Origin of the sequence: Vibrio sp. S17_S38, from assembly GCF_014694375.1 — a bacterium.
Taxonomy (GTDB): Bacteria; Pseudomonadota; Gammaproteobacteria; order Enterobacterales; family Vibrionaceae; genus Vibrio.
This window is the reverse complement of the sequence record NZ_JAAUWW010000003.1, coordinates 188992-202782: the sequence shown is the minus strand read 5'-3', so window position 1 is coordinate 202782 and position 13791 is coordinate 188992. Positions and strand designations below refer to the sequence as shown.

General features: G+C 41.4%; 11 protein-coding genes. 4 read left to right on the top strand and 7 right to left on the bottom strand.

Annotated elements, in window-relative coordinates:
- The first annotated feature begins 1 nt into the window (after position 1).
- Positions 2–859: an arabinose operon transcriptional regulator AraC gene (araC, locus tag HC725_RS03920; protein WP_190330465.1), complete on the top strand. Its 858-nt coding sequence runs from the start codon at positions 2–4 to the stop codon at positions 857–859.
- A 324-nt stretch (positions 860–1183) separates the two neighbouring features.
- The gene (gene ggt / locus HC725_RS03915; protein ID WP_190330464.1) at positions 1184–2920 is read left to right on the top strand and encodes a gamma-glutamyltransferase; all 1737 of its coding nucleotides are present in this window, start codon (positions 1184–1186) and stop codon (positions 2918–2920) included.
- Between the two features lie 72 nt (positions 2921–2992).
- On the opposite strand, the gene HC725_RS03910 is transcribed toward ggt, so the two are convergent.
- From HC725_RS03910 to HC725_RS03880, 7 genes are all read right to left on the bottom strand, one after another.
- Positions 2993–3529: a sugar O-acetyltransferase gene (locus HC725_RS03910; protein WP_190330551.1), complete on the bottom strand. Its 537-nt coding sequence runs from the start codon at positions 3527–3529 to the stop codon at positions 2993–2995.
- A 44-nt stretch (positions 3530–3573) separates the two neighbouring features.
- Positions 3574–4665: a galactose-1-epimerase gene (gene galM, locus HC725_RS03905; protein ID WP_190330463.1), complete on the bottom strand. Its 1092-nt coding sequence runs from the start codon at positions 4663–4665 to the stop codon at positions 3574–3576.
- Positions 4666–4761: 96 nt separating this feature from the next.
- The gene (locus HC725_RS03900) at positions 4762–5700 is read right to left on the bottom strand and encodes a glycoside hydrolase family 43 protein (RefSeq protein WP_190330462.1); all 939 of its coding nucleotides are present in this window, start codon (positions 5698–5700) and stop codon (positions 4762–4764) included.
- Positions 5701–5709: 9 nt separating this feature from the next.
- On the bottom strand, positions 5710–7095 hold the full coding sequence (locus HC725_RS03895; protein ID WP_190330461.1) for an MFS transporter: 1386 nt from the start codon (positions 7093–7095) through the stop codon (positions 5710–5712).
- A gap of 246 nt (positions 7096–7341) precedes the next feature.
- Positions 7342–8325, bottom strand: a complete 984-nt coding sequence (gene araH / locus HC725_RS03890; RefSeq protein ID WP_190330460.1) for an L-arabinose ABC transporter permease AraH — start codon at positions 8323–8325, stop codon at positions 7342–7344.
- 4 nt (positions 8326–8329) lie between these two features.
- Positions 8330–9856, bottom strand: coding sequence for an L-arabinose ABC transporter ATP-binding protein AraG (gene araG / locus HC725_RS03885; protein WP_190330550.1), 1527 nt, complete (start codon positions 9854–9856; stop codon positions 8330–8332).
- A gap of 100 nt (positions 9857–9956) precedes the next feature.
- On the bottom strand, positions 9957–10961 hold the full coding sequence (locus HC725_RS03880) for an arabinose ABC transporter substrate-binding protein (RefSeq protein ID WP_190330459.1): 1005 nt from the start codon (positions 10959–10961) through the stop codon (positions 9957–9959).
- A gap of 436 nt (positions 10962–11397) precedes the next feature.
- On the opposite strand from HC725_RS03880, the gene HC725_RS03875 reads away from it, so the two are divergent.
- The gene (locus HC725_RS03875; protein ID WP_190330458.1) at positions 11398–13077 is read left to right on the top strand and encodes a ribulokinase; all 1680 of its coding nucleotides are present in this window, start codon (positions 11398–11400) and stop codon (positions 13075–13077) included.
- A gap of 2 nt (positions 13078–13079) precedes the next feature.
- Positions 13080–13787 (top strand): L-ribulose-5-phosphate 4-epimerase, encoded by a 708-nt coding sequence (locus HC725_RS03870; protein ID WP_190330457.1) that lies wholly within the window; start codon positions 13080–13082, stop codon positions 13785–13787.
- The last annotated feature ends 4 nt before the right edge of the window (positions 13788–13791 follow it).

Here is a 13791-nt window from a genome sequence, read left to right as displayed (position 1 = left end):
AATGCCGGATAAAGACGAATTAAAACAAAGTGATCCTCTTAAGCCTGGTTATGATTTCAATGCTCATTTAGTGGCAGGGCTTACTCCTATTGCCTCTGGTGAAGAGCTTGATTTTATCATTGATCGCCCAGCCGGAATGAAAGGCTATATTCTGAACTTAACAATAAAAGGAGCAGGTACTGTTTTACATGGTGAAGAGAGTTTTGATGTGGAAGAAGGGGATCTAGTTTTATTTCCATCTGGCGTTCCACATTATTATCATCGTAAGGAAGGATGTGAAGAGTGGCATCATCGTTGGATTTACTTTCGTCCACGTGCTTATTGGAACAACCGCTTAAAATGGCAAGAATGTATTCATGGTGTGTTTTATACCAAAGGTATTCATATTGAAGATCAAGCGGCTATCGATACTTTGTTTCAGCAAATTGAAGCGCTGAGTAAAAGTGATGATATGTATACTGATGAACTTACGCTGAACTTGCTTGAGCAGATTTTAATTCGCTGCAAAATGAACCAACCTTGCTTAATTAAAAAGCGTGTTGATCCACGAGTGACCGAAGTCTTAAATTATATGTCGAGCCACTTGAATGAAGAATTTTCGAATGAACAATTAGCTGAATTGATTTGTTTATCTCCCTCGCGTTTGGGGCATCTATTCCGAGATGAAGTAGGCATGACCATTACCCAATGGCGAGATGATCAACGCATCAGCCGAGCTAAGCAATTGCTAGTTACTTCAAACTACTCGATTAATCAGATATCGCGTTTAATTGGTTATTCCGACCCATTGTATTTCTCACGTGTATTTAAAAACAAAGCAGGTTTAAGCCCGAAACTTTATCGTGAAAAAGTCATGTAATATCACCGTCTTCGGCGACCATGCTGTTTTCAACAATCGATAACCAACAACCAAAAGTTAAGCAGAAAGGTCGCCGCGAACATTTTGTTATTTCTTGTTTATGCTCAGCCTACCTAAATCACGATTTATCTACCATACTGAAAAATTAATTTGGCGAAAGCTAATTAACACTGAGCAAGCACAAGTTCGGCCATCACATTTTATCTTTACCTTTGATTGGCTAGGTTGCTTATTTTGTATTGCTCATTTGGCTTTAGTTGCGTGATCCCTAATCATTCTTCTAAAGCCTATTTTAGCTTTTAGCACTTCAATTAGAGGTAGCACATGACAAAACGTACGCTGTTTAAATCCAATGTTTTACTTTCTATCACCTGTTTTCTCACCCCTTTTTATGTCGCTGCACAAACCCCAGCCATTTATTCGAGTGACAGTATTTATCATCCTGTTTGGGCTGAACACGGTATGGTCGCCAGCCAAGAAGAACTGGCGTCTAAAATTGGCGTAAAGATTCTTAAATCTGGTGGTAATGCGGTTGATGCTGGTGTAGCTGTTGGTTTTGCTTTAGCGGTTACTTTACCTCGTGCGGGTAATATTGGTGGTGGCGGTTTTATGATGATTTATGATGCCAAAAAGAAGCGTACCTTTGCTTTAGATTATCGTGAAATGGCGCCATCCAAAGCCTACAAAGATATGTATTTAGATAAAGACGGAAATGCAGTTGAAGAACTTTCTCGTTTTCATGGACTTGCGGTCGGAGTTCCGGGTACCGTTGCAGGTTTCATTACAGCGTTAAAAAATTATGGGTCTATGGATCTTAAAACCGTGATGGCACCGGCTATTGAAATGGCAGAAAAAGGCATCATCGTCACGCCGGATCTTTATACCTCTTTGCTAAGCGCGAAAGACCGTTTGCAAAAATGGGATAGCAGTAAACCTATTTTCTTTAAAGATGGCGGTAAAACGGATTACCAAATCGGTGATATTTTTATCCAAAAAGATCTAGCTAACTCACTTAAACTAATTGCAGAAAAAGGCATGGATGGTTTTTATAAAGGCCCAACCGCAAAAGCCATTGCTGATTCAGTGACCGCTGCTGGTGGTTTAATGACTATCGAGGATCTTGCCAGTTATAAAGCAATAGTACGTGAACCTGTGATGGGGAATTATCGCGGTTACAGCATTGCCTCCATGCCACCGCCGTCGTCAGGTGGCATTCATATCATCGAAATCCTCAATATTTTAGAAAACTACCGCATTGGAGAAATGGGACATAACACGGCTGAAACCATTCATGTAATGGCCGAAGCGATGAAACTGGCTTATGCCGATCGCGCTGAATATCTAGGCGATCCGGACTTTGTTAACGTTCCAATGAAAGGCTTAACGAGTAAAGATTACGCCCACTCACTTTATGAACAAATTTCTCAGGATAAAGCGCGCCCAGCCAGTGAAATCAAACATGGCCAACCGATGCCGTATGAAAGCGATCAAACCACTCACTTTTCTGTGATGGACAAAATGGGTAACGTTATTTCAAACACCTACACTCTGAACTTTTCTTACGGAACTGGGATGGTCGCTAACGGCACAGGTATTTTACTTAATAATGAAATGGATGATTTTTCAGCCAAACCCGGTGTACCCAATGGTTATGGTTTAATCGGCGGTGATGCGAATGCGGTTGAAGGCAGAAAACGCCCACTATCTTCCATGAGCCCAACCTTAGTCTTTAAAAATGGTAAGCCAATTATGGCAACGGGAAGCCCAGGAGGAAGCCGCATTATCACTACCACGCTTCAAATCATTATGAATGTGATTGACTACAAAATGAATATTGCTGAAGCTACTAATGCGGTTCGTATACACCACCAATGGCTACCGGATGAACTGCGTATTGAGAAAGGCTTAAACCAAGACACCATCAAACTATTAAAAGCTAAAGGACAAAATGTAGTAGAAAAAGAAGCCATGGGCAGCACACAATCGATTATGCATACCGAGCAAGGCTTCTTTGGGGCATCTGACCCGAGAACACCAAGTGCGTTAACGGTTGGATATTAGTTCAAGCATCATAGCAAAGCGGTCAGCGTAATATTGGCTGACCGTTGTTATATTTTAATGTGTTTAAACGGATTACTCGACTGGTTTAATTGGCCTGCAAGGGTTACCAACTGCAACCATTCTTGCAGGGATATCTTTTGTTACCACGCTACCAGCACCAATGACTGCGCCATCGCCAATCGTGACACCGGGTAAGATCACACATCCACCACCAATCCATACATGGTTGCCAATGGTGATAGATTCGGCAAAGCCAATGTGTAAATCTCGACTTGCCGCATCTAACGGATGATGAGCCGTATAGATTTGTACATTTGGGCCAATAAAAACATGGTCACCAATACTGACAGGCGCACAATCTAGCAATACAAAATTGAAGTTGATAAATACATGGCTTCCCAGTTTTGTGTTAATACCATAATCAATGCTCATTGATTTTTCGAAATGCACATTTTCGCCAACTTGAGAGAAAATACTGTCTAATACTTGGCGTTGTTCTTTGCGATCTCGTCTCGGGATTTGGTTGTATTGAGCAACTTTATCCCGAGTTTGATCGCGGATTTCAATAAGATCTGGATCATTTATGTTATAGCGTAAACCTGCACGCATATCTTTTAATGCTTGAGATGATTCAAATATGCTCATAAGCCGACCTAAAAACTAAATTGATAACTGGTTTGGTATTGATAGAACGATTTTTGGGCAATAAAAGCTTTGTTACCTTCTGGCCAGTTTTGGTTAGGCGCATCGGGTAAGAATTGGGTTTCTAATGCTACACCTTGATAATCGTTATAAGTGCCATTTCGTGATGGTGTGCCCGCTAAAAAATTCCCGCTGTAAAATTGAATGGCAGGTTTGTCTGTGAGCACGGACATAGTGACTTTTTTATCGCTCGAGGTCAGTTCGGCCACGGGAGTGATCCCATCGCAATCTTGTAGATCGAAAGTAAAGGCGTGGTCATAGCCTTTTGCGATTTTCTGGTCGCTATCTTCCAGTAAACGAGCGCCAATTGGCTCGGCTTGATTAAAGTCGAAACTGGTGTTTGTGACAGGTGTTAACTTACCTGTTGGGATTAAGTTTTCATCTGTTGCCGCGTAATAAGGTGATTTTAACCAAAGCGTATGATCTAAAACTGTCTGGTTCGATTCCGCGCCATCTAAATTAAAGTAAGCATGGTTGGTTAGGTTTATTGGGCAGTCTTGATCACACAATGCGGAATATTCAATACACACTTGATTGCATTCAGTGAGGGTGTAAACCACTTCAACAGAAAGGTTACCAGGAAATCCTTGGTCGCCATCTTCAGAGTGTAGGCACAATACCACGTGATTATTATTGTATTCTTTTACTGTCCATCGACGCTTATCAAAACCATCAATGCCGCCGTGTAAGGTATTTTCACCATCATTAATCGTGAGTTGATAATGCTGCTGATTGATAGCAAATTGCCCGCGGTTAATGCGATTAGCAAAGCGGCCAACAATCGCACCAAGAAAGGCATTATGAGAGGCATAGTCTTCAATTTTAGTCATGCCCAATAAAACTTCACGGGGCTGATTGTCGAGTGGAAGAATGCAGCTAACCCAAGTTGCGCCGATGTCCATAATTGAAACCGACATATTGTTTGAATTGATGAGGGTAAAAACCTGAGCAGGCAGACCATCGAAAGCTAATCCAGATTGAATCGATTGTTCAAGCTCTTGAGCTGAGAACGTCTTTTGATTTGAATGTTCTTTAGTCGACATAGGCAATACTTCGTCAGTGTTAAAAAAGAAAAAGGACACTAGCTGAATCTTATTTCACGCTAGTGCCAAAGGAGTATGAAATAACCTGAACTCAGGTTAAATAGCGTCACCAAATACAGGGAATCCATTTTGCCATTCAAGACGTTTGATTCGTGTATGGCGGTTTGGATCCCACAATGGGTCACCTTCAATTTCGGTGTAGTCGCGCGCGTGATACACCAATAGGTCATGACCTTGCTCATCAACCGTAAAGCTGTTGTGGCCTGGGCCGTAAATTTTACGTTCAAAGTTGGTTTTAAATACAGGGGCATCTGCTTTATGCCAGCTGCTAGGATCTAATACATCGCTGTTGTCATCGGCGTACAATAAACCCATACAGTAATTCTCATCAGTGGCACTGGCAGAATAAGTCATCCAGTACTTACCGTGACGATGAAGAATGGATGGCCCTTCGTTAACCCAAAAGCCAATCTGTTCCCAATCAAACTCAGGTTTGGTGAGCAATACTGGCGGTGTTGCGAGCGTCGTTGGGGTCTTAAGTTGGGCGATGTACAGATTAGAATTGCCTTGAATTTGATTAGATTTTTGCGCCCATACATAATACTGCTTACCTTGATGGGCAAACGTGGTGGCATCTAAGCAAAAGGTATCCATGCCAGTTTCAACTTGACCTTCAAATACCCATTCATCGGTGGTTGGATTGGCATTTTTATTACTGATGGCATACATGCGGTGCTGAAATAGCCCATCCACAATTTCTCGTGATGGCGCTGCTGCAAAATACACATACCAAGCCCCTTGCACAAAATGCAGCTCTGGCGCCCAAATGAGATCACTGTAAGCACCAATGTCGGGCTTATACCATGCGTTAATCAATTCGCTGGTGGTATTTAGGCCGTTAATCGTTTTGGCTCGACGGATCTCAATACGGTCATATTCTGGCACCGAGGCGGTGAAATAATAGTAACCGTCGGTGTGCTTATAAATATGAGGATCAGCTCGTTGTTCGATAATTGGATTGGTTAATTCGTTCATCTTCTTACCTTAAGCTTTAACAGGTTTTTGGGCTTTTACATCACTCAAGTTTTGTTCTTTATCCAAAATTTTAGTGGCAGTCATCGCGTGGTAGTACTTGTCGGTCACTTTGTATTTAAACATTAGAGCGCCCATTAAGAAGTGGAAGAACCCTGGGATCACAGTCAGCATGAGAGCAATACCAGTTAAAGTGAAATCCGATTGTGCTTGGTTAGGAACATAATTAAAGAAAGTTAGTAACCAACCCACGATAGCACCCGCAATTCCCATACCTAATTTTTGGCTAAACGAAATGCCACCAAAAGCTAAACCTGAAACACGTTTCCCCGTTTTATATGCGCCGTAATCCACTGCTTCTGCAATCGCAGACCAAAAGACAGGAGCGTGCAAGTCCACTACGAAAGACAGTAAAAAATACAGGATGAACGCGAGAGCAAAGTCGCTTGGTCCTACGAATACATAAAGCGCAACGCTGATAATAGCAACGGCAATCTGGCTGTAACGGAACAATTTGATTTTACAATATGTTTTGGTGATCCAAGTGGACGCCACCATAGCTAAAATTGCTGCGGCAACTCCGGTAGCTAAAAATGCTGAGATAGTACCCGCATCACCACCTAGGTAATATTTAGCATAGTAAGCGGCTACAGAGCCACGTACTACATAGCCGATGGTTCCGGTTACACACACACCACAAAGTACTAACCATTGGTCATTCTTCATTAAGATTTTAACTTGTTCTTTAAATGGCTTTTGATCAACAACGTGCTCGATTCTTTCCTTGGTAGTCGCAAAACAAAATAGGAATAGTAGAGTTCCCATCAAGCCCATTAATCCCATCGAATATTGATAGCCAAGCTGGATATTGTCTTGTCCCCACTGTGCTGATAATTGAGGTACAATGATGGTAACTAAGAAAGCAGCAATTTTTGCAAAGAATAAGCGATAACCATTAGCGGATAAGCGCTCTTTAGGATCATCTGTTAATACGCTGATTAAGGAAATATAAGGAATCGTGACTGCAGTAAACATTAGAGTAACGAAAATGTAGGTTGCGTAGGCATAAACCAATTTGGTGTTGTAATCGCCATCGGGTGTGCTGAAAGCTAAGTAAACCGAAATACCAAACGGAATCGCAAGGAATAATAAATATTGGCGATAGCGTCCCCAGCGAGAAGTGAATTTGTCGGTAATCATACCCATTAATGGATCGGTTACAGCATCAATTAAACGTACAACAATAAACAGCATGGCAAGATCGGAAGCTTTAATACCAAAGATATCGGTATAGAAGAAAGTAATGATGAGCATCATAGAAGAGATGACAACATTGACCGCCATGTCACCAGCGCCAAAACCTATTTTCTCTAAAACGGGGAGTTTGTATTTATACATTATATTTACGTCCTTTTTATTCGTTATGCCAAAATATTAACCCGCTTAAATTTATCGTACTGTTAATAATCCCATGAAATTTAATAAATAGCAGAAATATACATGTATTCAGCTAATTTTTTATATTGGAATATTTATATTTTATTATGTGGACGATATTTCTTGACGAGATAAAATGTTTTATAACGTCTTATTATTAAAAAACCTGCAATAGGTGCAGGTTTTTTATGGGTATTTGTAAGCGTATTATTTTTGTTGTTTATAGCGGTCAAATATAACTGCGGCCAATAAAATACTTCCTCGTACTACATATTGGGCAAAAGGGGAGATATTTAATAAGTTCATGGCATTTTCGACCGTGCCAAGGATCAATACCCCTGCTACTACATAAGATATCTTACCAATTCCGCCTTTAAGCGATACGCCACCTAACACACAGGCGGAAATAACCGTTAACTCAAAACCAACAGAGGTCATTGGCTGACCACTGGTCATGCGGGCTGCTAATATTACACCAGCCAATGCACTAATTAACCCTGATACGGTGAAGATAATCAGCTTAGTGCGAGTCACATTTACCCCAGCTAAACGTGCGGCTTCTTCATTACCGCCAATGGCTAAAGTGTTGCGTCCATATACGGTTTTATTTAGTAGAAAACTAAACACACCGAAAGTCACAATGGTGAGCCAAACTGGAACGGGTAACCCTAAGAATGAGGCATTACCAAGGCTAAAGAAGCTTTCTTCAGTAATACCGACTGCTTTACCGTCGGAAATGATGTAACCCAAACCACGAGCAATTTGCATAGTGGCAAGTGTGGTGATCAGTGCGTTGACTTTGAGTTTAGCAATGATAAAACCATTGAATAAACCAAATGCCACGCCAGAAAGTAAACCGATGCCAATTCCTAGTACGACACTTTCTGTGCTGTTTATAGCAACCGCAGTAACCACACCAGAACAAGCGACGATGGAGGCAACCGATAAATCTAGATCGCCACAGGCTAAACAAAACAGCATGGCGCAAGCGATCATGCCGCTCATTGATATTGCTAAACCTAGGCCGCGCATATTAATCATGGAGGCAAAGTTAGGTACAAATACTGCACATAATAAAAAGAGTGCGGCGAATACGGTTAACATACCAAAGCGATCCCAGAATTGTTCGATTTTAAAACGGGACTTTTTCGGTGTGGATTTTGATATTGAGGTGGTGTTTATTGTCGTCATAGCATCATTCCTCGACTGCAAGTTCGGCGGTTTTCTTGCCTAACATAGCTAAATTTAAAGCGGACTCTTCACTGAAATGATTACGTTCAAGTTCGCCGCTAAGTTGTCCATCTTTCATTACGATGATTCGATCGGATACACCGAGTACTTCGGGAAGATCACTTGAAATCATTAAAATAGTTACGCCGGATTCGGCCAGTTTGAAAATTAAATCGTAAATTTCAGACTTTGCACCAACATCAATACCACGTGTTGGCTCATCTAAAATCAAGACTTTCATGTGAGTCGATAACCAACGGCCTAAGATTATTTTTTGTTGGTTACCACCTGATAAATTACCAATTTTTTGTTCTAAGTTAGGTGTTTTTACCTTCAGGTTTCTCACTTTTTCATCGGCATTAGCGTGTTCCCATTGCTCGTTAATTAAGCTGCCAAATTGCAAGTTGTTACGACGAGCTGTCACGTTCATATTCTCTTTAACGGACAATATCGGTAAAATCCCACTGAGCTTTCTATCTTCTGGGCAATAGGTTATTCCTACTTTGATGGCATCGATTGGAGAATTGACCGTTACTGGGAAAGTATCAATCTCAATCTCTCCTTTCTCTCTTGGCTCTGCGCCAAAAAGTAGCCGAGTGAGTTCGGTTCGACCGGATCCCACCAAACCAAATAAACCAAGAATTTCGCCTTGTTTAATTGAGAATGACGCTGGTTGAGATAACCCAGGGCCTAATAAATTCTTAACGGTTAATCCGTCAATGCCGTGATCTCTTGAGCGATAATTGTAAATATTTTTTAATTCACGCCCGACCATTAATTTTACCAGCCGGTCATTCGTTAATTTGGATAAGTCGTAGAAGGTTTCCACGTGTGTACCATCTTTAAAAATCGTTAGGGCATCGGAAATTCTAAAAATTTCTTCCATACGATGGGAAACATAAAATATTACCTTTCCTTGATCGCGTAATTCTTCAATAACCTTGAATAGGTTGGATATCTCGCGTTGAGATAAGCTACTGGTGGGCTCATCAAAGGCAATGATTTTGGCATCTCTACTCAGTGCTTTGGCTATTTCCACCATTTGCCATTGACCAATGGATAAGGTTTTCACTTGTTTCGCTGGATCGATATTTTCTCCTAATCGATCAAGCTGTTCTTTTGCCATGCTGTTAAGTAGTGGGTAATTGACTCGACCACGCGTAGTCGGTAATTGTCCTAGGAAAATATTCTCGGCTACGCTGAGCTCTGGAATAAGGTTTAGCTCTTGATAAATAATAGCGATGCCGTGATTTAGCGAATCGGTTTCATGCTTAAATTTCATCGATTCGCCATTAATTATTAACTGGCCTTTGGTTGGCTGATTAATGCCGCTAAGTATTTTTAATAGTGTCGATTTACCGGCGCCATTTTCTCCCATTAAAGCATGAACGCTGCCCTCATTAACGGCAAAGCTCATTCCATCAAGTGCTTTTACACCTGGAAAATATTGGCAAATATCTTTAAATTCGACGTAAGGTTTTTTGATTATCATCATGACCTCTCAAATCAAGGATTAGCTACGTTCGCACTGCTACTTTTGCATTGTTTTCGTAACTAAGCCTTGTATGACTGCTGGGTATCAATCTTTTGGGTTATAGACCTTTTTTAGCGAGTTCTGCTTTGTAGTTATCACGCGTGATTAAGACGACATCGGTAACTTCAACGAATTTTTGAGGTTCAGTGCCATTTTTCACCCAGTTGTACAGCATTTCCGTTGATTTAAAGCCATGAACATCTGGGCTAGGAAGAAGTGATCCATAGAAGCCGGTTGGTTTACTTTTGGCTAATTCATTCACAGCATCCACACCGTTAATACCAATGCCAATAATATTATCGGCATTAAAACCTTGGCCTTCTGTTGCGCGCACGCCACCTAATACTGTGTTGTCGTTCATGCCGACAACCAGCCATTGTTTGATATCTGGGTATTGAACTAATAATGAGTTTGCGGCATCAAGTGCGCCCGGAATATCGTTTGATTTAGTTGGTACTGTGTAGATTTGTTTGGCAGGGAAGCCTTCAGTGGTTAATTGATCCATTGCACAATGAACACGGCGACGTGCTGTATCAAGTTCATCAGCCGTAATCGCCATCACGCCAGTTGTCGCAACATCCCAATTACGCTTTTTCATTTCTTTGTACAGTTCAGAACCTTGACGTTGACCAATTTGAGTAGCAGCCATCATGACTAGCGGCACTTCTGTCATTGGTTTGCCTTTAGCATTTAAAAATTGGTCATCAACAGTAATGACTTTTAAACCATAACTTTTTGCTTTTGCCATAATCGCAGAGCCGAGTTTTGGATCGGGTGTGCAAATAACAAAACCTTTTGCGCCACTGGCGGCTAATGTATCAATGGCATTTAGCGTTTTTTCACCATCTGGTACGGCCATTTTTATTAGCTCAAAATCATATTGCTTAGCCGCTTTATCAGCAAAAGCCCATTCGGTTTGAAACCAAGGTTCTTCAGGTTGTTTAACCAAATAACCAAGCTTTAAAGTATCGTCATCGCTGCCCCATAAAGAAGCACTTGCTTGGGCACTTAATAATGTTAAGCCAGTTAACACGCACGCGGATATTAATTTTTTTAGTTTCATTGTATTCCCCATCCATAGTGGTTTATTTTTATTGATATAACGGATAGGAGAATAGGCAGTTATTTGTTTTTGTTAAGTGAACTAAGTCACACAGGAAAATTGCAGCAAATATATCCATGCATATAGCAAAATATTACTTTTAGCTATTTTTATATAAATTAAATTATTAATTAAACTGTATTTAAAGTTATTAATTATCTAATTTTCGTTTTTATTATATTGGTGTGATGGTGATCTCGTTTATAGATTGTAGCGATATTATCCATGTAATTAGCGAATGATTTAATGTTTGGTTTTTATATAAATATGATCATGACATCAAAAAAAGATTCATAGCGAAATAGTCTATGTTTTTAGCTTGTTGTTTCATGGCGAAGTAGAAACTCTTGTTATTAAATAATGATTAGAGATTATTTCATCATATTGGCGGTAAATAATGAATAAAAATACATTCACCATTGGATTAGATTTTGGCTCTGATTCTGTTCGAGCATTATTAGTGAGTACAACCACGGGTGAAGAAGTGGCGTGTGGTGTTCAATATTATCCTCGTTGGATGGAAGGGCAATATTGCCAACCGGCACAATCTCAATTCCGGCATCATCCGCAAGATTATATCGATGCAATGACTTTGGCTGTTCAAGATATGCTCAAAACCGTATCTGCTGAAGTGACTCAAAATATCATCGGTATTGGGGTCGATAGCACAGGTTCAACGCCTGCGCCAATTGATAAAGAGGGAAACGTTTTAGCCTTATTGCCTGAGTTTGAAAATAACCCTAATGCGATGTTTATTTTGTGGAAAGACCATACTTCGATTCAAAAAGCAGAATTGATTAATAAGCTGGCACATGGTGGTGATTTCCCTAATTACACGCGTTACGTTGGCGGAATTTATTCTTCCGAATGGTTTTGGGCAAAAGCGGCGTGGGTGAGTGAGCAAGATGATGCCGTAGCGCAAGCTGCTTATAGTTGGGTTGAGTTATGCGATTGGGTCCCTGCATTAATCTCTGGCAATCAAGCTCCTGATAAATTACGCCGAGGAATTTGCGCCGCCGGACATAAAGCCTTATGGCATGACGATTGGGATGGCTTACCGGATCAAGATTTCTTATCGGCTATTTCGCCGACATTGGATGGTATTCGTAGCCGTATGTTTGATGCCGTTTATACGTCCGATCAACAAGCGGGTTTGTTGTCTGGTGAGTGGGCTGAGCGCTTCGGTTTACCTCAAGGGATTGCCGTTGCGATTGGTGAATTTGATTGCCATATGGGCGCTGTGGGCGCAGGGGCAGGCGAGCACGATCTTGTAAAAGTTATCGGTACATCAACGTGCGATATCTTAATGGTGAAACCCGATAAAATTGGCAACAAAACGATTGAAGGTATTTGCGGACAAGTTAAAGGAAGTGCTTTACCCAATTTAATCGCGTTAGAAGCAGGGCAGTCTGCTTTTGGTGATATCTACGCGTGGTACAAGCGTTTGTTAATGTGGCCAATTCAACAATGGATTAAAACGCACCCTGAAGATCAACATTTGTTAGATAACATCGACGATATTCTTATTCCAATGCTGGCCGATTCTGCCAGTGAGCAACCTCAAGGCGATCACTCTCCACTTAGCATGGATTGGCATAATGGTCGTCGAACGCCAATGGCTAATCAACGCTTAAAAGGTGTGGTCAGTGGTTTGAATCTTGGCAGCACTGCACCAGATGTTTTCTATAGCTTGGTTGAATCCACCGCACACGGCGCAAAAGCGATCATGGATTGCATGGTCAACCAAGGTGTTGATGTGAACCGCGTGTTGGCGATTGGTGGGATCGCACAAAAATCTTCATTAGTGATGCAAACCTGCGCCGATGTGATGGGGCGAGAAATTGCGGTGGTCGAATCCGATCAATGCTGCGCTTTGGGTGCGGCTATCTTTGCCGCTGTTGCCGCTGATGCTCACCCAAGTGTGGCCCAAGCTCAAAAAGTGATGGCCAGTCCGATTCGCAATACCTATCAACCCGTAGCTAATTCGAGCGCATTTTACCAGCAGCGTAATCAAGCTTATCAAGCATTGGGTAAACATGTTGAAGCATTCACTGATTCTCAATCTAAAGGAGAGTAACCATGTTACCTACAGATCTTTTATTACCAGAATTGAGACAGCAAGTTTGGCAAGCCAATATGGACTTGCAAACACATAAACTAGTGACATTTACATGGGGAAATGTATCAGGTATTGACCGCGATCAAGGCTTGGTGGTGATCAAACCAAGCGGTGTCGCTTATGAAGATCTTTCACCAGAAAATATGGTGATTGTTGATATTAATGGAAATATCGTTGAAGGCGACTTAAAACCGTCATCCGACACTGCAACACATTTGGCGTTATATCGTGAATTCTTAGATATGGGCGGCATTGTTCATACACATTCATCCTATGCGACTTCTTGGGCACAAGCGGGCGCGGCGATCCCAGCTTTTGGCACCACACATGCTGATTATTTTTACGGACATATCCCTTGTGCTCGCGCGTTAACTGATTCCGAAATTCAACATGAATATGAGCTTAATACTGGCAAGGTGATCATTGAAACCATTGGTGAGCAAAACCCTATGGCGATCCCCGGAATTCTTGTGCGCGAACATGCTCCGTTCACTTGGGGGAAAGATGCTCACGATGCAGTACATAACGCGGTGGTGGTGGAAGAAGTAGCCAAAATGGCCTTTAGAACCATTAGCATTAATCCAAGTACGCTGCCTATTCCACAAACACTTTTGGATAAGCATTACCTTCGTAAACACGGCAAAAATGCGTATTACGGACAAAAATAAAAAC

Coding starts and splice junctions, on each gene's coding strand:
- araC (WP_190330465.1), top strand. CDS start 2: ATGCCGGATAAAGACGAATTAAAACAAAGTGATCCTCTTAAGCCTGGT.
- ggt (WP_190330464.1), top strand. CDS start 1,184: ATGACAAAACGTACGCTGTTTAAATCCAATGTTTTACTTTCTATCACC.
- HC725_RS03910 (WP_190330551.1), bottom strand. CDS start 3,529: ATGCGTGCAGGTTTACGCTATAACATAAATGATCCAGATCTTATTGAA.
- galM (WP_190330463.1), bottom strand. CDS start 4,665: ATGTCGACTAAAGAACATTCAAATCAAAAGACGTTCTCAGCTCAAGAG.
- HC725_RS03900 (WP_190330462.1), bottom strand. CDS start 5,700: ATGAACGAATTAACCAATCCAATTATCGAACAACGAGCTGATCCTCAT.
- HC725_RS03895 (WP_190330461.1), bottom strand. CDS start 7,095: ATGTATAAATACAAACTCCCCGTTTTAGAGAAAATAGGTTTTGGCGCT.
- araH (WP_190330460.1), bottom strand. CDS start 8,325: ATGACGACAATAAACACCACCTCAATATCAAAATCCACACCGAAAAAG.
- araG (WP_190330550.1), bottom strand. CDS start 9,856: ATGATAATCAAAAAACCTTACGTCGAATTTAAAGATATTTGCCAATAT.
- HC725_RS03880 (WP_190330459.1), bottom strand. CDS start 10,961: ATGAAACTAAAAAAATTAATATCCGCGTGCGTGTTAACTGGCTTAACA.
- HC725_RS03875 (WP_190330458.1), top strand. CDS start 11,398: ATGAATAAAAATACATTCACCATTGGATTAGATTTTGGCTCTGATTCT.
- HC725_RS03870 (WP_190330457.1), top strand. CDS start 13,080: ATGTTACCTACAGATCTTTTATTACCAGAATTGAGACAGCAAGTTTGG.